Origin of the sequence: Flavobacterium salmonis (assembly GCF_903819435.1) — a bacterium.
Taxonomy (GTDB): Bacteria; Bacteroidota; Bacteroidia; order Flavobacteriales; family Flavobacteriaceae; genus Flavobacterium; species Flavobacterium chungangense.
Map to the genome: position 1 here is coordinate 136,849 of NZ_CAIJDP010000057.1, position 23,246 is coordinate 160,094.

A 23,246-nucleotide genomic window follows, 5' to 3' on the forward strand; every position below is an offset into this window, starting at 1 on the left:
TGAGAGGATTTTTAATATTTATTAAAAATGTTTTTTTACATCTTTTGAGATTTAATTATTCCATCAGCTACAGCAAGCCAAGCCGTTGGACCTCCGGCAACGTACCCCGTCTGTCCTAGCCCCTTAAAATTTACTTTTCCATCCTTGCTTTCTGCACTGGCAAAATGAACTGTTGGATATCCTTGGATAGCAAAAGCTTGTTGCAATTCAGCATTTTGAGTTTTAATCTCTGGTGTTTGAGCAGTTCTTCTTGGATAGTCCAATTCAACCAGAATTACATTTTCTTTGGCCCATTTTTGAAATTCTGGTGTTTTCAGGACTTCATTTTGCAAACGGATACACCAACCACACCAATCACTTCCAGTAAAAAACATGAGTAATGGTTTTTTTTCCTTGTTACTTACCGTTATTGCTTCCTTTATGTCAGTATGCCAATTTAGCTCCTGAGCCTTTACAGCAAAAGAACCAATTATAAAAAATACCAGTATAAATATTTTTTTCATGTCGATTTATTTTCTTAAAATTTAAACAAAAATACTACTGAAAAATGCCTATTTTACTTCTTGCATTAATTTTTTAACAAAGGGAGACAAAACAATAAGTCCCACCCCTGCAATCAATGCATAGATAGCTAATTGATAATAACCATCTGTATATGATTGTAATTTAGACAACAATGAAGACCCTGTATTAGATTTCGACATTTCAGCACCTAATTTTCCAGCCGCTAACTGTCCAAATGCACTTGCAAGGAACCACAAACCCATCATCATACCAAATAATCTTTTTGGAGATAATTTGGTAATAATAGACATCCCAATTGGCCCCAAACAAAGCTCTCCCAAAGTAGTAACTAAATAAGCTAAAGTAAATATGTTTAATGAAGTCATTCCATTTTCATCTGCAAAAAACCTGGTGTAGTAAAAAATAAAAAAAGACGCGGCTAAAAACAAAAATCCTATTCCAAATTTAATAATCGTATTAGGTTCAATTTTCTTATTAGCAAGCCAAAGCCAAAGCAGACCTGCCAGCGGACTAAAAACAATTACGAAAAAAGTATTCGAACTATTATTTACAATATTAGGATCTATATGAAAAAACAACAAACTACTTTTTAAATTATCTTTTGCAAAAAGAGACAGAGAACCTCCACTTTGCTCAAATATAGCCATGAATAAGAAATAACAAAAAATAAATATAAAGGCTGCAAATAACTTCTTTTGCAAACTAATCTCTCCCAGTTTTATCAATTCAAAAATAAAGTATCCAACTGCAACAGTGCCTATAGTATACATGAAATAATCTGTATAACTTGTATTCTTTACCATTATAAAAATCAACGGAATACTTAATATAGAACCTACATAAACTGCAATCTCACGAATTTTTCTTTTTTGTGCCGGCAATTCTAATAATGGAGAATTTCCAATTGGACCTAAATTTTTCTTAGTATATAAAAAAGTGATCAATCCTAAAACCATTACTATTGCTGCGGCCAGAAAACACAATGACCAAGAGTGATATTTCCCTAAATAAATACACAAAGCTCCTCCAAAAAGCCCTCCAATATTTATACCTGCATAAAACATTCCGTAACCGGCATCTCTTCTTGGATCTTTTTCATGGTAAAGTTCACCCACCATAGAAGAAATATTAGGTTTAAAAAAACCAGTTCCAATAATTGAGAAAGCAATTCCATAATAAAACATCGTTTGAGGGGAAAAAGCAATAAGCAAATTCCCAAGGATCATCACTACACCCCCAAAAAACAACGATTTTTTAAAGCCTAAAACTTTATCTGCAAAGATACCGCCAATAAATGTAAATGCATAAACAAAAGCCTGAATAGCACCATATTGCAAACTTGCTGCGTCATCTTTTAAAAGCAGCTGATCCACCATAAAAAAAGTAAGAACCCCACGCATGCCATAAAAGCAAAAACGTTCCCACATTTCAACCATAAATAAAGACCACAATTGTTTTGGATATTTCCCTTTAAAGTCTTGAATTTGTTCTATTGTTAAATTTTGTTCCATATATTTATTTAAGTTGAATTGTATTAAATACCTCTATTCCGTATGTTTATTATAAATTTTCTTTAATGAAATTAGTCATTTTATTGTAGAGCTGAATTCTTGTTTTCCCACCATAAATACCGTGATTTTTATCCGGATATATTTGAGAATCAAATTGTTTATTAGCCTGAATTAAAGCCTCCATCATTTGCATCGAATTTTGAACATGAACGTTATCATCACCGGAACCGTGAATCAATAAAAATTTACCTTTTAATTTATCAACGTGGTTGATTGGAGAATTCTGATCGTATCCGCTAGCATTTTCTTGTGGAGTCTGCATATATCTTTCTGTGTAAACACTATCATAAAAACGCCAGTTGGTTACCGGAGCAACTGCAATTGCCATTTTGAAAACATCTGCGCCCTGAAAAATACAGTTTGAAGCCATGAAACCACCATAACTCCATCCGAAAATGCCAATTCTTGAAGCATCCACATATGGATAAGCACCTATTACTTTTGCTGCATCGATTTGATCTTCTACTTCAAATTTTCCTAATTCTTTTTGCGTTACTTTTTTGAAATCAGCACCTTTAAAACCTGTACCTCTACCATCAACACAGGCTACAATGCAACCTTGCTGAGTAAGTGATAAAAACCAATAATCATCAGTGTTGTTCCAGTCGTTATTTACCTGTTGAGATCCCGGACCTGAATATTGGTACATAAAAACAGGATATTTTTTAGAAGGATCGAAATCTTTTGGTTTTAAAATCCAGGCATTTAATTCATTTCCTTTAGCCGTTTTTAAAACAAAGAATTCTTTTGCAGGTAAATTATAAGCTGTTAATTTAGTAGCAAGTGCCTTATTATCTTCAATCACCTGAATTTCTTTTCCGGTTTTCGCTTCATTTAAAGTATAAGTTGTAGGCTGTAAATTACTGGAGAAAGTATTAATAAAGAATTGGAAATTTGGACTGAAAGTAGCTGAATTTGTTCCAATTTTAGCAGTTAAAGCTGTTTTGTTTTTTCCGTCCAATGAAATACGGTAAACTGCTCTGTTGATAGAACCATTTTCTGTAGACTGGTAGAAAATAGTTTTTGTTTTTTCGTCGAAACCGTAGTATGAAGTCACTTCCCAGTTTCCTTTTGTAACCTGATTTTTAAGTTTTCCGGCTTTATCATATAAATAAATATGATTAAATCCATCTTTTTCGCTGGTCCAGATAAAACTGTTATCTTTTAAGAATGTCAAATTATCTGTAACATCAATATATGCCTTATCTTTTTCATTCAGAACCACTTTTGCTAAACCCGTAGTCCCATCTACAAACAACAAATCAAGATTATCCTGATGGCGATTTAAAACCTGAGCTGATAAAGTATTATTATCATTTGTCCATTGTAGTCTTGCGATGTAAAAGTCATTATAATTTGCTAAATCAACTTTTTTAGTGCTATTTCCCGCTACATCAAAAATATGCAAAGAAACTTCTGAATTTTTTTCTCCTGCTTTAGGATATTTGAATGTTTCAATCGACGGATATAAATCTTTATGAAACATAGACATCGAAAATTCCGGAACCTGACTTTCATCAAAACGGATATAAGCTAGTTTTTTACTGTCTTTACTCCAGTCGAATGCCCGGACAAAAGCAAATTCTTCTTCATAAACCCAATCCGTTATACCATTTATAATTGCGTTTTTCTTTCCATCAGTGGTGACTGCTGTAGATTTTTTTGAGGCAACATCATATACGTAAAGATTATTTTCTTTGGCATAAGCAATTTTGGTTCCATCCGGCGAAAAAGTTGGTTCCTGAACCTGAAAATCAAAAAGTTTTGTTAGTGATTTGGATGTAATATCATATAAAAAATAATCTGCTGTAAACGAGTGGCGAAATATCTGATTGGAGTTACAGGCAATTAAAATCTTTTTTTCTGACGCATCAAAAGTATAGCTGTCTATACCGTCTGCAAGTACCGCATGATTTTTTGTATCTATTAAATTTGATACTTTTTTGAGGGTTGCAAAATCATATAAATCAATCTGCATGCTTCTGCTGGCCTGATCAACATTTAAAACAGTATATTGATATGTGTTTTTTAACGATTGCAGTTCGTCCATTCCTTTAGCACGAAATGCTCCGCTATAAATATTTTCGACTGTTATTTTTTGTTGCCCAAAAACCGTAGCAACTAAAAACAAAAGCATTACAGTAATTTTACTTGAATTCATCAGGATTATTTTAAATATAAAAAAGAGTCCAATTTTAGTAAAAAAATCGAACATAATACACATTTTAACTGTTAAATGTTAAAAAAATAAAATTTAAATCCTTTTTGAATAAAAAAAACATTTCAAATAAAACGCTTAAAATGGTATCTTTGCAACCACTACACTACTTAATAGACTGAGAATGAACAACGCCGTTGCCGGATTTTCTAAATTATCCAAAAAAGAAAAAATAAACTGGATTGCAAATGAATACTTTTCAACCCCCGAAGAAGCCTTAAACATTATAAGAAATTACTGGAATACAGACGAAAAGCTTCAGCAATTACATGATGAATTTATTGAAAACACTATAACCAATTTATATATTCCGCTTGGTGTTGCTCCAAATTTCCTGATTAACGGAAAGTACAAAACCATTCCGATGGCAATTGAAGAAAGTTCAGTAGTCGCAGCCGCCTCAAAATCTGCAAAATACTGGGCAACACGTGGAGGTTTTAAAGCAACCGTAATAGATACCGAAAAAATAGGACAAGTTCATTTTACTTTTAATGGAGATGCTGAAAAATTAAACGCTTTCTTCAATAAAATAAAGCCAAAATTCTTTTCTGACACGCAAAATATTACTAAAAACATGCAACAACGTGGTGGTGGAATTCTGGACATTTATTTAAAAGACAAAAGAGACCTGCTCGATAATTACTTCCAGTTACATGCAACATTTGAAACGAAAGACAGCATGGGAGCAAATTTTATTAATTCATGCCTGGAACAATTTGCAACAACCTTAAAAGATGAAGCACAAAATGCAAACTTAGAAATTGAGGTTATAATGAGCATTTTGTCAAATTATGTTCCAAATTGCATTGTAAGAGCCGAAGTTTCATGTCAAATTGAAGATCTAACCGAAAAACATATCCCAAATCCCAGGGATTTTGCCGAACGATTTGTGCAGGCTGTACAAATTGCCGAGGTTGAACCATTCAGAGCCGTGACACACAACAAAGGGATCATGAATGGTGTTGATGCTGTGGTTCTGGCAACAGGAAATGACTTCAGAGCAGTTGAAGCCGGTGTTCATGCCTATGCATCAAAAAATGGACAATACGCGAGTTTATCTCATGCTAAAATTGAAAACGGAATTTTTACTTTTTGGCTTGAAATCCCACTAGCTTTAGGTACAGTTGGCGGATTAACTTCATTACATCCCCTGGTAAAATTGTGTTTAGAAATTCTCCAAAAACCTTCAGCCAAAGAATTAATGGAAATTGTTGCCGTAGCGGGTTTAGCACAAAATTTTGCCGCTTTGCGCTCTCTAACTACAACTGGTATTCAGGAAGGCCACATGAAAATGCACCTCAATAATATAATCAATCAATTTGAGGCCAACGAAGAAGAGCGCCATTTAATTAAAACTCATTTTAAAAAAACGGCCATATCTCATAACGCTGTAGTAGAATTTATTGAAAATCTAAGAAAATAATATTATCATCCAGAAGCATAATCTATGGATGAAGCTATTCCCGCTGTCCACTAATTCTTTTGTGGCTCCCGATAGCTATCGGGTCAGCCACAAAAAGATATCGTTACCATCGGGGCTAAAAAACAACGAATGAAAAGAACCTTTTACAGCAACGGAAAACTTTTAATAACAGGAGAATATTTAGTCCTTGACGGCGCAAAAGCTTTTGCATTACCAACAAAATTTGGCCAAAATCTAATTATTGAAAACGGTTCAAATCAGGAAATTCAATGGAAAAGCTACAATATTGATGAAAAAATTTGGTTCGAAGATACTATTTCGTTCAATGAAATAATTAATAATGTAAAGGCAGAAATTGAAACCGTAAAAACAACGCTGATTACTATATTACATGAAGCCTATCTTTTAAATCCTGTTTTCATTGATAATGCTAACGGATATAAAGCAATAACACAACTGACGTTTCCTAAAAACTGGGGATTAGGAACATCTTCAACTTTACTCAACAACATTGCACAGTGGACACAAATTGATGCTTTCACGCTACTCAAAAACAGTTTTGGAGGAAGTGGCTACGATATCGCCTGTGCACAAAACGATAGTCCGATTATTTATCGCTTAGAAAACAGTTCCCCTATTGTAGAATCCATAAATTTTAATCCGGATTTTTCTCAAAACATTTATTTTGTATATCTCAATAAAAAGCAAAGCAGCAAACAAGCCATTAGTGCTTACTATAACAACAAAAACAATCATTTAAGCAAAAACATACTTGACAATAATAAAATTACTGATGCGGTTATCAAAGCAAAAACATTGAAAGAATTTGCTCAATCTTTACAAAATCACGAGATTCATATTAGTGATATACTCGAGCTGCAAACTATTAAGGAAAAGGCTTTTCCTGATTTTAACGGAGTTGTTAAAAGTCTTGGTGCGTGGGGTGGTGATTTTGTAATGGTAATTTCTAAAGATAACCCAAGACATTATTTTGCATCAAAAGGATATGATACAATACTTACTTATGATGAAATGATTTTACGAGAGTAATTGTTTTATCAATAAAAAAATACTAATTAAAAATTTACTTTCTGATCACTAATAGGCTCAGATTCCAAATGTCTGACTTTCTCATTTTCCAGTTCATTAGATTCGATAAGAGTATTATGCAGGCGCTCAGCCATTTTCTCTATACTATTGGTAATCGAATCATAAACTAATTCCATTCTGCGATGTTTTTCTTCTTTTACAGCTCTTAAAACATCTTCAACAAAAACCTTGTCATACTTTTCAGCGACAGAATCGCGGGTATTGGTTAGTCGTATAACATAATCGTTACTTAATATGGTAACTTTAAAATGCTGTTCTTCATTACTTAAATAGTACTTGCCGCCTAATTCATCGACATTAATGTCTGTGTTACTAACTTTTAAAAGTTCAGTTATTATTCCAAAAATATGATTCTCAATTTTGGAATACACCTTAGGTTTTTTGCTAAAAAACTTAAACATAAAACAAATTAAATACCTGATTATTAAAGCATTTACCTATCATCTTTTTCGTAATTTTTTTAATATTTCCTAATTAAATTTATTTTGTTAAAACAAAAATTCTGACAAATTAACTGTAATAAATTGAATATCCCAAATTTTTTAAATCATATTTCTATTATCCCTATATGATTAAGGCTATGAAACTCAGTTTATTACAAAAATATCTTACAAAACATTTTTTTAGAGCAAAGAAAAACCCGAAACATTTAAAACGTTTCGGGTTTGTGTCTTACTTTATTTTACTAAGATTAGTAATTAAACTGTAATCTGTTATCTTCTATTTTAGCATTGTTCTTCAAAGCCGGCAAAATTCTGCTTGCATCAGATGCGCTTTGAGCTTTTACTTTCGATACATATTCAGCATGATTAGCAATAGCTGGTGCTTTAATAGTACTGATATTTTTTACAACATAAACTCCCGTATTCCCCTCGATTGGAGCCGAAATTTTATTAGCTGACAATGCAAACGCATTACCTACAACTTTAGGCTCCTGACCAACTCCACCTGGTAAAGTAGGGTTTTCCATAGTAACATTTGTTGCTTGTTGAACTTTAACCCCAGCAGTTTTAGCGATAGCTTCGATACTTGAACCTGTCATTTTCGCTTTTAATATTTCTGCTTTTTTCTTGTTCTTTAAGATTGGCTCTACATAAGGTCTTGCTAATGTAACAGATACTAAACCTGATTTGTTTTCGCTTTTGTATTGTGCAATTACGTGACCAATATTTGCGATTTCAAAACGTTTTACATCTCCTTCTTTTGTTTCTTTATCAAATGCCCATCTTACAATAGCACGTTGGTTTCCTAATGGACCAAAAGACTCATCCATAGCTTTAGCTGATATAGGAGCTTCAACTTTTAACCCTAATTGTTTAGCTGTAGCATTAAAATCTTTATCAGCGGCATCCATTTCAAATTTTGTTGCCAATGTAAATATTTTATCAGAAGTAGCTTCAGAAGGCTGAATTTTTTGAGCAATGGTAGCTAAACGAATTCCGTCTTGTTTATCAGTAATTTTAATAATATGAAATCCGAATGGAGTTTCAACTAAACCAACTTTTCCAATTCCGTTACTGAACACAAAATCATTGAAAGGTTTTACCATTTGGTTTGGACCAAAATATCCTAAATCACCGCCTTGCTGAGCAGATGAATCATCAGAACTTGTAAAAGCCAGCATCATGAAACTATCAGGATTTGCCTGAACTTGTTTTAAAATATCTTCGGCTTTAGCTTTAGCCTCTTCTTTTGTTCTTTTTTCTTTTTGGTTTGGAGTCTGAGATCCTTCATAACCAATTAAAATGTGACTTGCTTTAGCATTCACACCTGATTTGAATCCTAATGATTTAGAAATAGCATAGTATTTTCCAAAAACATATGGTCCATAAATTTGACCCGGAGCTAAACTAAATAATTTATCCGCATCTACTGCAGGTAAAGAATTTTTAGCAATATAGGTTGAATCATAAGGTACATCTGAATTCGCGTTTACAAATTCAGCTACGTTTGTAGCATTTCTAAATCCAGGTAATGTATCATTTTTACCGGTTTTAGCATTATACTCTACTCTTCCGTTTAAAAGCGCAGTAATTTTAGCTTTAATTTCAGCTTCATCTTCTTTTGAAGGTTTGTCTTCAACTAATACATATTGAATTTCACGAGTTGCATCAGCTTTGAATTTTTTCTCGTTTTTCTTCATGTAATCCACAATCTCTGAATCAGAAATTTTTACTTCACTATCTTTAATAGAAGAGTATAAAGCGGCAGCATACGCAAAATTTACTTTGTTTGCTTCCATTTCATATTTCAGCTTTCCTTCGCTGGCAGTAGTATAAAGACCTGATTTTACAAGAGTGTTGTAGATTTGGAATTTTGCATTTAAAGTAGCATCTTTTTCTTTTTCAGTAATAAACTGAGCTGCTTCAGGATTTGCTTTAAAGTATTCTTTGAATTTAGTAATATCAAACATACCTGCAGCATTTAAGAACATTGGATTTTTACCAATATTAGGATCCGCTTTTAAAACTTCCAGAAGGTGTTTTTCTCCAACTCTCAATCCTAATTTATCAAACTGGGTTGATAATAAAGCGATTGAAACTTCCTGATCCCATACTCTGTTTGCAGCTTCAGTGGAAGTAATTCCTTGCCCACTTTTTTCAACATTACTAACTTTAACTCTAAAGTCTTCAAATGAAATATCCTTTCCATCGATGCTTCCTACATCTTTTGAACTTTGACCAAAAGTACCGCTATTGAAAAGATCTTGTATTATAAATGCAAATAATGCAAGTGCAATAACTCCTATCAATAATGCGGAACGCTGTCTAATTTTTGCTAAAACTGCCATTTTTATTATCGTTAATTTTATATTCAGTTTGCGAAAATACAATTATCTGGTTAATAACAATACAACTAGAGTTTTATTTTCGACTTTTTTTTAAAATTATTAAAAAAATTATTCTTTTATAGTCATTTTTACTAATTCGATTTTCTTGTTGGAACATTCTTCTATCACAAAACGATAATTTCCAATACTAATTTTTTCGCTTTTATAAGGAATATCTTTCGTATAGTCAACAATAAATCCTCCTAAGGTTCCGTAAGAATCACTTTCCGGGATTCCTAATTTATAGGTTTCATTTAAATATTCAACCTCTAACCTTGCCGAAAAAAGATATACTCCCTCCTTTATTTCCTGTTCGATTAATTCTTCATCCAGATCATGTTCATCTTCAATTTCACCAAAAAGTTCTTCTACAATATCCTCTATCGTAATAATTCCTGAAGTCCCGCCATATTCATCCAGAACAACAGCCACATTTCGCCTTTTCTTGATCAGTAAGTTCAAAGCATCTTTTATCAAAATTGTTTCAGGCACAAATTCAACTGCCATCAAAACTGACTTTATTGTTTTTGGTTTTTTAAACAAATCAAAAGAATGCACATATCCTACAATATCATCCAAAGAATTTTGACTCACAATAATTTTAGAATAGCCTGTTTCTATAAATAAAGATTTAAGATCAGAAACACTGTCAAATAAATCTATATCTACAATTTCTGTTCGCGGGGTCATTATATCTCGTGCCTTTACCCCTGAAAACTCTAATGCATTCTGAAAAATTTGAATCTCAGAATCGACTTCTTCATTGTCTTCAGCTGCATTCAGCTGCTCAGAAATATAATTCCCAAGTTCAATTTTACTAAAAAACAACTGTACCTGATCTCCTTTTGTCTTAAAAAATTTTCTTAGAATAAAATCAGAAATCCAAATAAAGAAAGTTGAAATATAATAGAACAACCGGTAAAAAATATAAGCCGGAATGGCAAAAATCCGAATTAGAGAATTGGCATAAATCTGAAAAAAAACTTTTGGAAAAAACTCTGCCGTTATTAAAATAATAAAAGTAGAGATTAAAGTGAGGAGAAACAAATTCGTATAATCAGAAAATTGATACCCTAAATTTGTAATGCATTTCAGAATCAAATCTGCGGTAAAAAAACCATAAACAACTAACGCTACATTGTTACCAATAAGCATTGCCGCAATAAATTTGGATGGTTTTTCTGTAAGTTTTGTTAATATTCCGGAAACAAAATTATCTTGTTTTTTTTCGATTTCAAGATAAATTTTATTAGAGGAAATAAAAGCTATTTCCATTCCTGAAAAAAAGGCTGATAGTATTAAACATAGTATTATAATACTAATTTCCATTTTTTACTATTTTTTATAATGATCGTCAAATTTCTTAGAAAACTTTCTTCTGAAGAAAAACATAAAAACACTTACACCTGCAATCAAAAAACTAAGCCAGGGAGTTCCATCAGCATCGCTTAACTTTGTAATTCCATCATAAATAAAAGCACCTGCAATTAATAAGTAAACGTATTGTGTATATTTTAAGTAATTCATAATTTATATTTTATTCTTCGTCGGCTTCAATTTCTCCGCTTACCCGTTGTGAATTTATCACTTTAAAATCTTTGCTAAAATCTATTCCCTGACCATGCGAAACTCCTTTTGCATCCGTAAGCTTAAATTTTCTTTCGGTGTAAAACCATTCGTTTTTCTGATCAAAATATAGTTGTTCTGTCTCAAGCACCTGCCCGGCCTCAGACGTAATCTTTACTTTTCCCAGCAAATCAATTATGCCCGTTTGCTTGTAAGAAACCGCATAATTTGCCACTATAAAAGTACGTTTTTGTTTTTTATCATATAATGTAACATCAATTCCTTTAGGAAATTCTGTAAAAGGAAAATCAACACTGGCATAATCCAACATTTTACGGCTTTTCAAAACACCGGTTATACGGCCAGAATCTGTATATTTTATATTGATTGTATCAGCATCTGTTGCAGGAAAAAATTCTGAAAAGTTAATTTTCTGAACTTCTTTAAAATTACTTTCGCAACCAAAAAACAGTGTCACAGCAAGAACTGTGACAACGGTTATAATAGTATGTCTTTTTGGTAAATTCATTCGCCAAATGTAGTAAATTGTATTGAGCTTATAAAAACATAAATTTAAGCATTAGTTGAATTTACTTTTTACGAACCATTTGTCATTAAAAGAGAAACTTAAGCTAAAGTTTAGGTAATTTTCCTGAATCAAATTTGAAGAAACCGTTCCTTTTTTACCATATTCAATTCCAAAATTTACATTAGAAAAAGTTCCCGTAATAGGAAAACCAGCTCCTAATGTCACACCAACATCTTTTATTGATTCATTATTTACAATAAGACCAATTTTTTCATATTTCAATCCTGCCCTATAGGTAACTCGGCTTAAATAACTTGTAAATGAAGCGTAGTTGGGAAGGTAATACCCACCAATTGCATATTTTGCATATTTCTCATAACGCACATCGTCACTTGTGTTATAATAATTTTGAAACTTACCATTACCCTGAAAAGCTACCGTAGTACCTACTAACCATTTTCTTGCCTCTCCAATACCTGCACCAATAGTTAATTTGTTTGGTAATTTTAAAGTAGAACTATTCAGGTCATCTACTGAAGTTGCATCACCATCAACCTCAATAGTTCTTTCACTGTCTGATTTTAGATTGCTTCCAAAAGTATAAGACAAACTGGTAAATAATTCTGTTTTTTTATAAATCTTAGTTTGATACATCGTACCAATATTAAAATTAACCCCTGATAAGGTTGAAGTATTAATTTCTCTTGTAGCGCTTGCAACTCCTGTAATGGCTTCTATACTGGTAGTTTCAATTTTACCAAAGTTGTATTGCATATCAGCACCTACACTCCAATTTGGTTTTATTTTGTAGCCTAATGCCAAAAAGACTTTATTCAAGCCTCCTTTTCCTTCATATTGAGAACTTGTAAGACCCTCTGTACCTGAATTATCATTTCTAATTTTATAACCAACTGATGAAACCGGAATCAATCCAAATCCTGCTCCAAATTTACCCATTGGGATTCCTAAAAGTAAATAATCAAAGGTTGACCTTGTAGAACTGGCTGTCTCCGTTTGTGACTTTACTTTTGAAGTTCCGTAAGTACCACCAACCGTAAAAGTAGTTTGCATAAGACTGGCATAACTTGCAGGATTCTCAACATTTAAGTGAATACTATCCTGCTCAACCGAAACACCTCCCATTGACCTGTTTTCTAAAGTTCCTTTAAATTTGATATCCCCAATTCCGTAGAATGAATAAGGTGAAGCAGTACCTTGCTGAGCAAATGAAACGAACGAAATAAGCAAACAAGCGCTTAGTATAATTTTTTTAATCATTGTTGATTTTATATTGAAATGTTTGGTTCAAACTCTCAAGTAAGAAATTTGAATTGGCAAATATGGTATTTTTTAATCGTTTAGCCAAAAATTCTGCATCACCTCCCGTTAAAATTATTATAAAATTTGAATAATTTGCGCGATATTCATCGATAAAACCGTCAATCTCATAGACGAAACCATTGACAATCCCTGAATGTATTGCCTGAAAAGTACTGTTTCCTATATAGGAATCCGGTGCTTCCAGACTCAACAAAGGCAGCTTAGCTGTGTAATTATGTAACGTTTCGTAACGCAATCGCAGGCCCGGAGAAATTGCTCCGCCTAAATAATGATCAAATTCGTCGATAAAATCGTAGGTTATACATGTTCCGGCATCAATAACTAATCTGTTTTGTTTGGGGAATTGTAAAGTGGCTCCCGCAGCCAAAACCATCCTGTCTATTCCTAAAGTTTTTGGGGTTGCATATTTATTTACAAAAGGAAAAACATCCTCATGGGTCAAAAAATGAATATTAAGTTCTTTTTCTAAAGCCAAAAAAGATTGTCTTTCGATATTTCCGACTGATGCAACGACTAAATCAGAGCAGTTTTGAAATTTTTTTAAAATTTTTTTAATTTTTTTTTCGAGTTCATTTTTCTCAAAAACAAATTTTCCCAAAACAGTACTCCCCTCAAAAACAGCAGCTTTAATTCGGGTATTACCAATATCAACTGTTAAAACCATATTTATTTATTTACCACGGCGAAGGTACGAATTGATTTTTTTAAAAAAATGTTTTGGATAAACGAAAAATGATTCTATCTTTGCACCCGCAAACACGTTCACAGAAACATACGAAAACTGAAACAAAGTGAATTAATAAGCACGGTACCTTAGCTCAGATGGTAGAGCAATGGACTGAAAATCCATGTGTCCCTGGTTCGATCCCTGGAGGTACCACAAAACCCGAATAGCAATATTCGGGTTTTTTGTTTTTATTAATTTTCTATTGATTCCGGATCAATCCCAAACTTGTTAAGTGATAAATTTGAGCATAAAGCAGCCTCTCAAAACTTTTAGAAATAATCTGCCTGAATCTTTTTAAATCCTCTTAAAATAAAGACTTTGCGACTGCTTTTAGTTGGAAGTGTTTTTATGGTTTTTGATTTAGTTTTCTTCCCAGAAGATTTTTTTATTATGTTTTACCAAGTATAGACAAGTATTGCCTTTCTCATCTATTTTTTTCTTTAAGTCAAAAATATATGATCCTTTAGATATTCTATTTCTCTCTGTGCCACACCAGCTCCAATTGAGTTGATGTGTTTTTTTGTTATTCATGTAGCCACTAATTTGTTCATATGGTTCACTGCCATCAAAAAGAAAATCTTTAAAATCAATATATTCGGTTGAACTATTATTTTTCAAGTGGCCGATTAAAGTTCCTGCTACTACCAATGAATCTATGTTTTCTCCGGTTTTGTTGTAAAACTTCACATGCAGATTTCTGAAGTTTATAAAACTGCTTAAGAGAATTATGCTTAGTAATGTAAAAACGAACATTTCTGTTTTCCTTTCTTTAGATAGCAGCATTTCTTTAGTATAGGTTTTTATTTCAAAGTAAAACCAAGCAATTCTTTAAGATCAATATCTAAAGCATTTGCTATTCGTATAAGAGTTTTTATACCTGTATTTATTTCAGCTCTTTCAATTCTGCCAATTTGATTTCTTGGAATATCACAATCATCAGCTAAAGCTTGTTGGGATAAACCTTTTTTTTCACGCAGTTGTCTAATGTGAATCCCAAGATTTGTTATAAAAGTATCTTCTGAAATATTCATATTTCAAAAGTCATAACAATTATTTTTTAATAAGACACAAATTTGTGTCTAAAATTTTTATATTTGAATAAAAAACAAGACAATGATTACAGGAAGCCTTTCAAAAGAAACAGAAACTAGGTTAATTGATTTTTTCACGAACAGTATTAATCCTAAAGATATGGCTAAGGCAATACGACAAGTAAATTATATACTAGCTTTAAGTGCATTAAGAGAATGCGAAACCGTACAAACTGAAATTAGCAATCTTGAAAAAAGTTTTTACTGTATGAATAGATTAGCAGAAGCATTAGATCCTTATTTAGATGTTGAGTGAAACTTGATTTGAAGAATATGGAAATCCGTAAAGTACAATCATTTCTATAAATTAGTTTTGACTATTATTAATTGAAACAAATAATTAAGATGAAATGTAGTAACTGTGGTAAAGAAACGCCATTTAGTGGTAAAGTGTGTCATTGGTGCAATAATGACAAATCAAAAGATCAACAAACCCATAGTGTGATTGTGGTTATCTCAATAATTATAGTTTTTATTATCTGGATGTGTTCTTAAGGCACCCTTAACTAATAGTATTGATTTATTGTCTAAATAGATTAACAGAAGCTTTAGATCTTTATTTGAATGTTGAGAGTAGTTTGTTTTATGTACCGTTTGTCATTCCGAGGAACGAGGAATCTCCACGAGCTGAGCACGCACTGTTGGCGAGTTTCTTGTGAAGATTCCTCGTTCCTCGGAATGACAAATATTGGGTTACTTTTTTTATTTTCTCCTAATTTACCAACAAAGATATTTAAAAGCTTCCTTTTTAGAACTAAAGAAGAAATTTTGAAAATTGTTAAAACAAGATGTGGTATAAGTATGGATTATTAACATCATATTTGATTAACGATCTTTACCTTGTCACCAACCTTAATTGTAGTCAACATCTCTTTTTCTACATCTAGTTCTTTTACCAACAAGGCAATTTGGAATATATTTTTTTCTTTTTTTAATTCAGATACTAAAACGGTCATTTGCTCTTGAATATGTTGAACTTTGAAAAAGCCTTTTGGAATTTCAAGTTTTCCTAAACTTTTTTTTGAATGAGGATCAAAAATTTCTTGTCCTTCTTCATATACAAGAAATCTCATATAAGAACCGACTCTATCATTGGATCCTTTATTTATGACAATTTGAAAGTCATCAATTTTACTGGCTACTAAAATATTTGTTATTGAGTTATCCATTATAGCGAAGATAATTATTAATTAATAGTGATGATAGAGCGTTGCTTTCATTGTTAAGAATTCGGCTATATTCTTCATCATGAGTCGTTGTAAAATCTTCGTCGAATGAAATAATTTTTATTTGTACAAGCTTTTCTTGAATATTTTGAACATAGCCATTTGCGAAGAATAATTGAAAATTGTCTTTAATATAATAAATGGATACTGTTTGAGAAAATTCCAAATTGTTATTATTTTCTGCTAAAAGAAGAAGATTTGCTCTTGAAAATTGAAGGATTTTACTATTTATCCTTTTTAATGAATGAGTCTTTGAAATATCATAAGTTAATTTTATAGAGATAATTAGAACAAATGAATATACTATCCATAAAGCAGCAAACCACTTAATACTCAATTGAGTTTCCCAATCAATAAATACTGATATTATGCCAAAAACACCTCCGACAATTCCAATTAAAATTGAAATGCCATTTAAGGATAAAATATTTTCTAATTTTTGTTTTATCATTTACTGTATTTGTTTAGCAATCTGTCAAATATAGAAAAGAATAATTTATTAGTAGACATAAGTTTTTTGATTTATAAGAAGTTTTATAATGTCTATTAAAATGAATTGCAATTAAACAAAAAAGCTCCTGAATTATCTTCAGAAGCTTTTTTAGTGCGGATAATAGGACTCGAACCTACACGCCTTGCGGCACCAGATCCTAAGTCTGGCATGTCTACCAATTTCACCATATCCGCGTAATTGTGGGTGCAAAGATAAGCATACTTTCGAATATTCAAAGAAAAATTTGAAAAAAAATATTAATTCTCTTTTTTGTATATTTGGTTTTCTATAAAAATAATTTAAATGGAAAACATTAAGTCCTACGTTCAACAACATAAAGATCGGTTTATCAGTGAATTGATCGAATTATTAAAAATTCCGTCGGTAAGTGCCGACACCGCATACTCTCAAGATGTTATTGACACGGCCGAAGCTGTAAAAGTAAGTTTATCAAAAGCAGGCTGCGATTTTGTCGAAATTTGCGATACTCCGGGTTATCCAATTATTTATGGAGAGAAAATAATCGACCCTAATTTACCTACCGTTTTAGTGTACGGCCATTATGATGTTCAGCCACCGGATCCAATGGAATTATGGACCTCTCCCCCTTTTGAACCCGTTATCAAAACAACCGATATTCATCCCGAAGGCGCTATTTTCGCCCGTGGTGCCTGCGACGACAAAGGCCAAATGTACATGCACGTAAAAGCACTTGAATATATGGTACAAAGCAATACACTGCCTTGCAACGTAAAATTCATGATCGAAGGTGAAGAAGAAGTAGGCTCTGCAAGTTTAGCCTGGTTTGTAGAACGCAATCAGGAAAAACTGAAAAACGATGTAATCTTAATTTCAGACACCGGAATGATTTCGAACCAACAGCCTTCAATTACAACTGGTTTAAGAGGTTTGAGTTATGTAGAAGTTGAAGTTACAGGACCAAATCGCGACCTGCACTCCGGTTTATACGGTGGAGCTGTAGCGAATCCAATTAATATTCTGGCAAAAATGATTGCTTCTCTTCACGACGAAGACAATCATATTACGATTCCGAGATTCTACGATAAAGTACAGGAATTATCTGCAGAAGAAAGAGCCGAAATGGCAAAAGCGCCTTTCAGTTTAGAAAAATATAAAAATGCCTTAAACATTGCTGATGTTTATGGCGAAAAAGGCTATGTAACCAACGAACGCAACTCAATTCGTCCAACATTAGACGTAAACGGAATCTGGGGCGGTTATCAGGGTGAAGGCGCCAAAACAGTTATTGCCAGCAAAGCTTTTGCTAAAATCTCGATGCGTCTGGTTCCGAATCAGGATTGGCATGAGATTACAGAACTGTTTACCAAACATTTCACCAATATTGCTCCTGCCGGAGTTACAGTAAAAGTGACGCCGCATCACGGAGGTCAGGGTTACGTTACGCCAATTGACAGTATTGGGTATCAGGCAGCAAACAAAGCCTATACGGAAACTTTTGGAGTTCCGGCCATTCCGGTTCGTTCCGGTGGCAGTATTCCAATTGTGTCATTGTTCGAAAAAGAACTAAAAAGCAAAACCATTTTAATGGGCTTCGGTCTCGACAGTGATGCAATTCACTCACCAAACGAACATTTCGGAATCTTTAATTACCTGAAAGGAATTGAGACTATTCCGTTGTTTTACAAATATTTTGTAGCGCTTTCGAAGTAATTCGTTTTATAAAAATTCAAAATCCGTTCAGCAATGAGCGGATTTTTTTTTGAGTTTTCAAGTTGATATTCCTATTGAAATTTGCCATTGAAATTTGCTATTGCTATTGATTCGGGCGTTACCTACGGCCGGGCTATCCGCTATATCTTTTTATTTTTAAAGGAAAAATAAAAAGGATGCCGCTGCTATCCCTAACGCAATCCCAAAGTATTGAAAATTATAGTTTTATTTAAATATTGAAACTTTTTTCTTTCATATTTAAAATTTTATTCTACATTTGTAGAAACAAATCTATAAATGTAGAGCAAACGCTATGAAAAACCTTTTTGTAATATTCTTGTGTGGTGCATTTCTTCTTGGCTGTAAACCTCATTTAATCAATCAAAAGATTGAAAAGAAAAAGCAGGGAGTATGGATTGAGGAATATTCTGAAGACAGTACTCATTATAAATCGTACGAATATTACAAAGACGACCAGCCGGTAAAAAAATGGAAATCCTACATTAACGGGAAAATCTATAAAACCGAAAAATACAAAAACGGAATCTGTACCGTAAAATATTATCATCAAAACAGAAAACTGCAATCAAAAGGAAAAACAAAAGTAGAAACCGATTCTATCGAAACACACTGGTTTTATTTTGGAGACTGGAAATTCTATTCCGATAAAGGAAAGTTAACAGAAATCAGGAAATACAATAAAGGGAATTTAGTTTCAGAACAAAACTTAGAATAAAAAACTCAAAACATGCAACTATCAAACTCAGAAGAACAATTAATGGAGCATCTCTGGAAGCTTGAAAAAGCCTTCATGAAAGATCTGCTAGAAGCGTATCCGGAACCAAAACCTGCCACAACCACCGTTGCAACACTTTTAAAACGTATGATTGACAAGAAGTTTGTGGCTTACAACGAATTTGGGAATTCAAGGGAATATTATCCGTTGGTCAAAAAAACAGATTATTTCTCTAAACATGTAAAAGGTCTGATTAGTAATTTCTTTAATAATTCGGCTTCACAATTTGCTTCTTTCTTTACCACCGAAACCAATTTGTCAACTTTGGAACTGGAAGAGCTTAAAAAAATAATCGATTCAGAAATTCAAAAGAAGAAAAAATGATTGAATATCTATTAAAATCAGGATTACTGTTTTTGTTTTTTTATACAGGATATAAAGTAGGGCTGGCAAGCGAAAAAATGTTTCGTTTTAATCGGGCTTATCTGCTTTTGAGTTTGGTTTTTAGTGTTTTAATTCCATTACAAATCATTTCATTTCAATCTGCCGCTTCCAATAAAATAGGATCTTTCAGTTTAGATGAATTAGTGGTTCAGAAAAGCAATGAAAATTTAAAAACAGTAGTTGATTATCTAAATCTGACTAATGTTCTTTTTGGAATCTATTTTCTTGTGGTTTCGGTTTTAATTATTCGTTTCATATTGAATCTGTATACATTCTATAGAAAAATTCAGGTAAATGAAACACAATTCATAAACGAAGAAAAAATCATTCTAATCGAAGAAAGTACACTGCCACATTCGTTTTGGAATACAATTTTCATTAATAAAGCAGCATTCGAAAACAACAAAATCCCAGTAGAATTAATAACGCATGAAAAAGCGCACTTGCAGCAAAAACATACTTTGGATATTCTTTTTATAGAAATTTTACAAATTGTGTTTTGGTTTAATCCAGTCCTTATTTTGTACAAAAAAGCGATTAAACTTAATCATGAATTTCTGGCAGACGAAGCAGTTAATATTCGATACAATTCAATTTCAGAATATCAGAATTTATTACTTGAAATAGCTTCAGATAAAACCAGTATTAATTTGGCGAGTACTATCAATTATTTAATAACCAAAAAACGTTTTGTTATGATGACCAAAAAACAATCCAAAATCAAATCGGCCCTAAAAGCATTTACTATAATTACATTTTCAGGTTTACTATTATTTGTATTTAGTCATGAAAGTGTTGCTCAGGAAAAGAGTGAAACATTCAAAGATGATAATCAGGCAGTGGCTGTTAATTCAATTGAAAAACAGCCTGTATTTCCTGGAGGAATGGAAGCGTTTTATAAGTTTATAGGCGAAAATTTTAAAATGCCGTCAAAAGCGGCTAAAAACAACGTTTCAGGAAAACTTTACCTGCAATTTGTAGTTGAGAAAGAAGGCTCTTTGTCTGAGATAAAAGTTTTAAAAGATTTAGGCTATGGACTGGGAAGAGAAGCGATTCGGGTATTGAAACTTTCTCCACAATGGACTTCGGGTTCTGTAAAAGGAAAACCGGTCCGGGTTTTGTATAGTCTGCCAATCCAAATTCAGGCAGCAAAAAAATAAAAACATTTGTGTTATCTTATTTATTAAAATTGCAGTTGTTTTAATCTAATAAAAACCATCCAAACTGTGGGAATGACAAAAAAACTTTTACCTCTACTTTCGTTGCTTATTGCCCTTATTTCCTTTGAAATAAAAGCTCAGAAAGAAATTAACTCAGCTACTAATGACTATAAAAACATGTCCGAGTTAGATGAAACTCCAGCCTTTCCGGGTGGTATTCAGAAATTTTATGACTTTATAGGAGCTAATTATCAAACACCAAAAATTCAGGGATTAGCAGGAAAAATCTACGTTACATTTATCATTGAAAAAGACGGTTCTTTAGTAGATATAAGAGTTTTAAGAGATATTGGTTATGGAACAGGAAGAGAAGCCATCCGTGTGCTTCAAAATTGCCCAAAGTGGATTCCTGGAAAATACAAAGGAGAAACGGTTCGGGTTTTATACTCTTTACCTATTAATATTGAAGCAACTGAAAAGATTGAAGAAAAGATATATTCAGTAGCAGAAGTCTTTGAAAAACCAACTTACCCGGGAGGTTTGCAAAATTTTTATAAAGATCTTTCAAAACAGTTTAAAACTCCTGAAAAAGTGGGATTAAAAGGAAAGCTTGTTATAGCTTTTGTAATTGAAAAAGACGGTTCAATTGGACAAACTACAATTTTAAAAGATATTGGTTATGGTACAGGAGAGGAAGCCATACGATGCTTAAAATTGAATAAAAAATGGATTCCGGGCAAACTCAAAGATGGAACAGCCGTTAGCACTGCTTACAGTCTGCCTGTTACAATTCAATCAGAAAATTAGTTAAAAAATCCGCTCCTTTATACAAGAAGCGGATTTTAAAATTCAAAAACTAAAAATAAATCCGTTAAAATAAGTCCGGATTATATCCAAAATATGGCATGTTTTGCTCGTTAAAAATAACGCCGTAACTTTCCAGTTCATCTAAAATAGGCAAATACACCTCTTTATTGATTGGAAGCTGTACGCCCGGAGTTGTAATTTTTCCATTCAAAATCAATAATGTGGCTATGGCAACAGGTAATCCAACGGTTTTTGCCATTGCCGTATACGTCTGATCATCACCTATGCAAACCATTTTTGAGTCGATTTGTTTCTTCTCTCCATTCAGTTCGTAACCAAATTTATGGTACATCACAATCATATCTTTATCATCCTGTTCAAGCGTCCAGCTGTCAGTCAGTATTTTTTCCAGAATCTGTGCCGGAGTTGCATTGGGAAGATTTACTTTTTTATTTGGGTTAAATAAATCCAGTTCTAAAAGTTTATCCCACATAATATCGTCCTGATCGATTTTTAAAATCAAACGCATTTTTATTTCGACCGAATCTGTTGGGTGATAAGGCAAAAATGAATTGGTAAACTGACGGTAACTCATGTTTTCAGAATCCTCCATGATATAACTGTCGTCTGTCATGCCCAGTTGCACAAACATGTTCCATGCTTTTGAAAAACCAACTCTTCTAATTGTTCCTCTGTATAAAGTCAAAATATCATCTAAACCATATATTGACCGGTATTTAAGTGAATCACGGTTAGAATAGGCCTCAAATTTTCCGTAACCTTCAACTTCAAGAAATTCAGTTCTGCGAAATAAACTTCCATAAGGAATGTATTTATAAGTTCCTTCCTGAATAAATTTTGCTGCACCACCCTGCCCTGCTAAAACTACATTTCTGGGTGCCCAGGTAAATTTGTAATTCCACAAATTGTTATCTGACTCAGGAGCTACCAATCCGCCGCAGAAAGATTCAAAAAGCAGCATTTTACCGCCTTTCGATCTAATTTCGTCAATAACTTTCATGGCGCTCATGTGGTCTATTCCCGGATCGAGACCAATTTCATTCATGAAAATTAAATTGTTTTTTCGGGCTTCTTCGTCAAGTTCCATCATGGCATCGCTTATGTAGGAAGCAGTAACGAGATGTTTCTTGAATTGCAGACAGTCTTTTGCAATTTCAATATGTAAATAGGCCGGAAGCATCGAAATTACAATAGAGGCTTTTTCAATGGCAGCTTTTCTTTCTTCAACATCAAAAATGTTAAGGGCAATTGGAGTAGCATTAGGCTGTTTATTGATTTTCTTTTCGGCCAAAGCCAAAGATAAATCGGCAACTACAATATGTAAATTTTCACTTTCAGATTTTAAAAGCAAATATCGTATCAGGGAAGATGCGGATCTTCCCGCTCCAATGATTAGAATAGTTCTCATAAATTTACATATATAACACAAACATAGTAAATTGTTACAAAAATAACAATTGAAGAATGGTAAACTTTTTAAAATAAATGAAACAAAGTAAATCAGATTTTTTTGAAAAGTGTATTTGAATTGTTTTTTGTTTGGTCGAATTAAGAGTATTTTTGTGATAATAAAAACACTCTTCGTTGAGTGAAATTGATTAGAAATTTAATTTTGATACAATAATCAGATCAAAAGAATAATCGGAAAGAGCTTCGACTAAGTTTATCCTGAGCGAAGTCGAATGGACCCAGCCTGATACCTGATTAAATTTCAACAACGTCATTAAATACATAAA

The 23,246-nt window shown here is 32.7% G+C and carries 23 protein-coding genes and 2 tRNA genes; 9 read left to right on the top strand and 16 right to left on the bottom strand.

The window, feature by feature from the left end:
• Window positions 1-35: 35 nt before the first annotated feature.
• Genes FLACHUCJ7_RS03215 through FLACHUCJ7_RS03225 form a run of 3 tightly spaced genes read right to left on the bottom strand, consistent with a single transcriptional unit; the run spans window position 36 to window position 4,257 of the window.
• Complete coding sequence (locus tag FLACHUCJ7_RS03215; RefSeq protein ID WP_180907888.1) at window positions 36-503, bottom strand: thioredoxin family protein; 468 nt, start codon at window positions 501-503, stop codon at window positions 36-38.
• A 48-nt stretch (window positions 504-551) separates the two neighbouring features.
• Window positions 552-2,036 carry a peptide MFS transporter gene (locus tag FLACHUCJ7_RS03220; protein ID WP_078227072.1) on the bottom strand — a complete coding sequence of 495 codons (1,485 nt, stop codon included), beginning with the start codon at window positions 2,034-2,036 and terminating at the stop codon, window positions 552-554.
• Between the two features lie 49 nt (window positions 2,037-2,085).
• Window positions 2,086-4,257 (bottom strand): S9 family peptidase, encoded by a 2,172-nt coding sequence (locus FLACHUCJ7_RS03225; RefSeq protein ID WP_180907889.1) that lies wholly within the window; start codon window positions 4,255-4,257, stop codon window positions 2,086-2,088.
• Window positions 4,258-4,438: 181 nt separating this feature from the next.
• On the opposite strand from FLACHUCJ7_RS03225, the gene FLACHUCJ7_RS03230 reads away from it, so the two are divergent.
• Window positions 4,439-5,737: a hydroxymethylglutaryl-CoA reductase, degradative gene (locus FLACHUCJ7_RS03230; protein ID WP_180907890.1), complete on the top strand. Its 1,299-nt coding sequence runs from the start codon at window positions 4,439-4,441 to the stop codon at window positions 5,735-5,737.
• Between the two features lie 129 nt (window positions 5,738-5,866).
• The gene (locus tag FLACHUCJ7_RS03235; protein WP_078227070.1) at window positions 5,867-6,787 is read left to right on the top strand and encodes a GYDIA family GHMP kinase; all 921 of its coding nucleotides are present in this window, start codon (window positions 5,867-5,869) and stop codon (window positions 6,785-6,787) included.
• Between the two features lie 26 nt (window positions 6,788-6,813).
• Here FLACHUCJ7_RS03235 and FLACHUCJ7_RS03240 read toward each other — a convergent pair whose 3' ends face one another.
• From FLACHUCJ7_RS03240 to FLACHUCJ7_RS03270, 7 genes are all read right to left on the bottom strand, one after another.
• Window positions 6,814-7,218, bottom strand: a complete 405-nt coding sequence (locus tag FLACHUCJ7_RS03240; RefSeq protein ID WP_223255415.1) for a hypothetical protein — start codon at window positions 7,216-7,218, stop codon at window positions 6,814-6,816.
• A gap of 320 nt (window positions 7,219-7,538) precedes the next feature.
• Entirely contained in the window at window positions 7,539-9,638 is a 2,100-nt protein-coding gene (locus tag FLACHUCJ7_RS03245; RefSeq protein WP_180907891.1) for a peptidylprolyl isomerase, read from the bottom strand.
• A 108-nt stretch (window positions 9,639-9,746) separates the two neighbouring features.
• The gene (locus FLACHUCJ7_RS03250; RefSeq protein WP_078227068.1) at window positions 9,747-11,006 is read right to left on the bottom strand and encodes a hemolysin family protein; all 1,260 of its coding nucleotides are present in this window, start codon (window positions 11,004-11,006) and stop codon (window positions 9,747-9,749) included.
• A gap of 6 nt (window positions 11,007-11,012) precedes the next feature.
• A complete protein-coding gene (locus FLACHUCJ7_RS03255; protein ID WP_031454218.1) occupies window positions 11,013-11,204 on the bottom strand; it encodes a hypothetical protein in 192 nt (63 codons plus the stop codon).
• 10 nt (window positions 11,205-11,214) lie between these two features.
• Complete coding sequence (gene lptC / locus FLACHUCJ7_RS03260) at window positions 11,215-11,772, bottom strand: LPS export ABC transporter periplasmic protein LptC (RefSeq protein WP_031454217.1); 558 nt, start codon at window positions 11,770-11,772, stop codon at window positions 11,215-11,217.
• Window positions 11,773-11,823: 51 nt separating this feature from the next.
• Window positions 11,824-13,050, bottom strand: coding sequence for a hypothetical protein (locus FLACHUCJ7_RS03265; protein ID WP_180907892.1), 1,227 nt, complete (start codon window positions 13,048-13,050; stop codon window positions 11,824-11,826).
• Window positions 13,043-13,777, bottom strand: a complete 735-nt coding sequence (locus FLACHUCJ7_RS03270) for a type III pantothenate kinase (protein ID WP_180907893.1) — start codon at window positions 13,775-13,777, stop codon at window positions 13,043-13,045. Before FLACHUCJ7_RS03270 ends, FLACHUCJ7_RS03265 begins: the two co-directional genes overlap by 8 nt.
• Window positions 13,778-13,920: 143 nt before the next feature.
• Here FLACHUCJ7_RS03270 and FLACHUCJ7_RS03275 point away from each other — a divergent pair.
• Window positions 13,921-13,993: transfer RNA gene (locus FLACHUCJ7_RS03275), tRNA-Phe, on the top strand.
• Window positions 13,994-14,200: 207 nt separating this feature from the next.
• Here FLACHUCJ7_RS03275 and FLACHUCJ7_RS03280 read toward each other — a convergent pair.
• Together FLACHUCJ7_RS03280 and FLACHUCJ7_RS03285 are read right to left on the bottom strand one after the other, a co-directional pair.
• The gene (locus FLACHUCJ7_RS03280; protein WP_180907894.1) at window positions 14,201-14,488 is read right to left on the bottom strand and encodes a hypothetical protein; all 288 of its coding nucleotides are present in this window, start codon (window positions 14,486-14,488) and stop codon (window positions 14,201-14,203) included.
• A gap of 152 nt (window positions 14,489-14,640) precedes the next feature.
• Complete coding sequence (locus tag FLACHUCJ7_RS03285) at window positions 14,641-14,871, bottom strand: helix-turn-helix domain-containing protein (protein ID WP_180907895.1); 231 nt, start codon at window positions 14,869-14,871, stop codon at window positions 14,641-14,643.
• An 82-nt stretch (window positions 14,872-14,953) separates the two neighbouring features.
• On the opposite strand from FLACHUCJ7_RS03285, the gene FLACHUCJ7_RS03290 reads away from it, so the two are divergent.
• Window positions 14,954-15,187 carry a hypothetical protein gene (locus FLACHUCJ7_RS03290; protein WP_180907896.1) on the top strand — a complete coding sequence of 78 codons (234 nt, stop codon included), beginning with the start codon at window positions 14,954-14,956 and terminating at the stop codon, window positions 15,185-15,187.
• A gap of 559 nt (window positions 15,188-15,746) precedes the next feature.
• Here FLACHUCJ7_RS03290 and FLACHUCJ7_RS03295 read toward each other — a convergent pair.
• The 3 genes from FLACHUCJ7_RS03295 to FLACHUCJ7_RS03305 form a co-directional block, all read right to left on the bottom strand.
• Window positions 15,747-16,100: a hypothetical protein gene (locus FLACHUCJ7_RS03295; RefSeq protein ID WP_180907897.1), complete on the bottom strand. Its 354-nt coding sequence runs from the start codon at window positions 16,098-16,100 to the stop codon at window positions 15,747-15,749.
• Window positions 16,093-16,608 (bottom strand): hypothetical protein, encoded by a 516-nt coding sequence (locus FLACHUCJ7_RS03300; RefSeq protein WP_180907898.1) that lies wholly within the window; start codon window positions 16,606-16,608, stop codon window positions 16,093-16,095. The genes FLACHUCJ7_RS03295 and FLACHUCJ7_RS03300 overlap by 8 nt, the downstream gene beginning before the upstream one ends.
• Before the next feature lie 154 nt (window positions 16,609-16,762).
• A tRNA-Leu gene (locus FLACHUCJ7_RS03305) sits at window positions 16,763-16,844 on the bottom strand.
• A gap of 109 nt (window positions 16,845-16,953) precedes the next feature.
• Between FLACHUCJ7_RS03305 and FLACHUCJ7_RS03310 the strand changes: the two genes are divergently transcribed.
• The 5 genes from FLACHUCJ7_RS03310 (at window position 16,954) to FLACHUCJ7_RS03330 (ending at window position 21,489) form a co-directional block, all read left to right on the top strand.
• Window positions 16,954-18,342 (top strand): dipeptidase, encoded by a 1,389-nt coding sequence (locus tag FLACHUCJ7_RS03310; RefSeq protein ID WP_180907899.1) that lies wholly within the window; start codon window positions 16,954-16,956, stop codon window positions 18,340-18,342.
• Window positions 18,343-18,655: 313 nt separating this feature from the next.
• On the top strand, window positions 18,656-19,078 hold the full coding sequence (locus tag FLACHUCJ7_RS03315; RefSeq protein WP_180907900.1) for a hypothetical protein: 423 nt from the start codon (window positions 18,656-18,658) through the stop codon (window positions 19,076-19,078).
• Window positions 19,079-19,090: 12 nt separating this feature from the next.
• The gene (locus FLACHUCJ7_RS03320) at window positions 19,091-19,462 is read left to right on the top strand and encodes a BlaI/MecI/CopY family transcriptional regulator (protein WP_031454206.1); all 372 of its coding nucleotides are present in this window, start codon (window positions 19,091-19,093) and stop codon (window positions 19,460-19,462) included.
• Entirely contained in the window at window positions 19,459-20,682 is a 1,224-nt protein-coding gene (locus FLACHUCJ7_RS03325; RefSeq protein WP_180907901.1) for a M56 family metallopeptidase, read from the top strand. Before FLACHUCJ7_RS03320 ends, FLACHUCJ7_RS03325 begins: the two co-directional genes overlap by 4 nt.
• 72 nt (window positions 20,683-20,754) lie before the next feature.
• The gene (locus FLACHUCJ7_RS03330; protein WP_180907902.1) at window positions 20,755-21,489 is read left to right on the top strand and encodes an energy transducer TonB; all 735 of its coding nucleotides are present in this window, start codon (window positions 20,755-20,757) and stop codon (window positions 21,487-21,489) included.
• Between the two features lie 64 nt (window positions 21,490-21,553).
• On the opposite strand, the gene FLACHUCJ7_RS03335 is transcribed toward FLACHUCJ7_RS03330, so the two are convergent.
• Entirely contained in the window at window positions 21,554-22,918 is a 1,365-nt protein-coding gene (locus tag FLACHUCJ7_RS03335; protein WP_180907903.1) for a saccharopine dehydrogenase family protein, read from the bottom strand.
• Window positions 22,919-23,246: the final 328 nt, after the last annotated feature.

Coding starts and splice junctions, on each gene's coding strand:
- FLACHUCJ7_RS03215 (WP_180907888.1), bottom strand. CDS start 503: ATGAAAAAAATATTTATACTGGTATTTTTTATAATTGGTTCTTTTGCT.
- FLACHUCJ7_RS03220 (WP_078227072.1), bottom strand. CDS start 2,036: ATGGAACAAAATTTAACAATAGAACAAATTCAAGACTTTAAAGGGAAA.
- FLACHUCJ7_RS03225 (WP_180907889.1), bottom strand. CDS start 4,257: ATGAATTCAAGTAAAATTACTGTAATGCTTTTGTTTTTAGTTGCTACG.
- FLACHUCJ7_RS03230 (WP_180907890.1), top strand. CDS start 4,439: ATGAACAACGCCGTTGCCGGATTTTCTAAATTATCCAAAAAAGAAAAA.
- FLACHUCJ7_RS03235 (WP_078227070.1), top strand. CDS start 5,867: ATGAAAAGAACCTTTTACAGCAACGGAAAACTTTTAATAACAGGAGAA.
- FLACHUCJ7_RS03245 (WP_180907891.1), bottom strand. CDS start 9,638: ATGGCAGTTTTAGCAAAAATTAGACAGCGTTCCGCATTATTGATAGGA.
- FLACHUCJ7_RS03250 (WP_078227068.1), bottom strand. CDS start 11,006: ATGGAAATTAGTATTATAATACTATGTTTAATACTATCAGCCTTTTTT.
- FLACHUCJ7_RS03255 (WP_031454218.1), bottom strand. CDS start 11,204: ATGAATTACTTAAAATATACACAATACGTTTACTTATTAATTGCAGGT.
- lptC (WP_031454217.1), bottom strand. CDS start 11,772: ATGAATTTACCAAAAAGACATACTATTATAACCGTTGTCACAGTTCTT.
- FLACHUCJ7_RS03265 (WP_180907892.1), bottom strand. CDS start 13,050: ATGATTAAAAAAATTATACTAAGCGCTTGTTTGCTTATTTCGTTCGTT.
- FLACHUCJ7_RS03270 (WP_180907893.1), bottom strand. CDS start 13,777: ATGGTTTTAACAGTTGATATTGGTAATACCCGAATTAAAGCTGCTGTT.
- FLACHUCJ7_RS03285 (WP_180907895.1), bottom strand. CDS start 14,871: ATGAATATTTCAGAAGATACTTTTATAACAAATCTTGGGATTCACATT.
- FLACHUCJ7_RS03290 (WP_180907896.1), top strand. CDS start 14,954: ATGATTACAGGAAGCCTTTCAAAAGAAACAGAAACTAGGTTAATTGAT.
- FLACHUCJ7_RS03295 (WP_180907897.1), bottom strand. CDS start 16,100: ATGGATAACTCAATAACAAATATTTTAGTAGCCAGTAAAATTGATGAC.
- FLACHUCJ7_RS03300 (WP_180907898.1), bottom strand. CDS start 16,608: ATGATAAAACAAAAATTAGAAAATATTTTATCCTTAAATGGCATTTCA.
- FLACHUCJ7_RS03310 (WP_180907899.1), top strand. CDS start 16,954: ATGGAAAACATTAAGTCCTACGTTCAACAACATAAAGATCGGTTTATC.
- FLACHUCJ7_RS03315 (WP_180907900.1), top strand. CDS start 18,656: ATGAAAAACCTTTTTGTAATATTCTTGTGTGGTGCATTTCTTCTTGGC.
- FLACHUCJ7_RS03320 (WP_031454206.1), top strand. CDS start 19,091: ATGCAACTATCAAACTCAGAAGAACAATTAATGGAGCATCTCTGGAAG.
- FLACHUCJ7_RS03325 (WP_180907901.1), top strand. CDS start 19,459: ATGATTGAATATCTATTAAAATCAGGATTACTGTTTTTGTTTTTTTAT.
- FLACHUCJ7_RS03330 (WP_180907902.1), top strand. CDS start 20,755: ATGACAAAAAAACTTTTACCTCTACTTTCGTTGCTTATTGCCCTTATT.
- FLACHUCJ7_RS03335 (WP_180907903.1), bottom strand. CDS start 22,918: ATGAGAACTATTCTAATCATTGGAGCGGGAAGATCCGCATCTTCCCTG.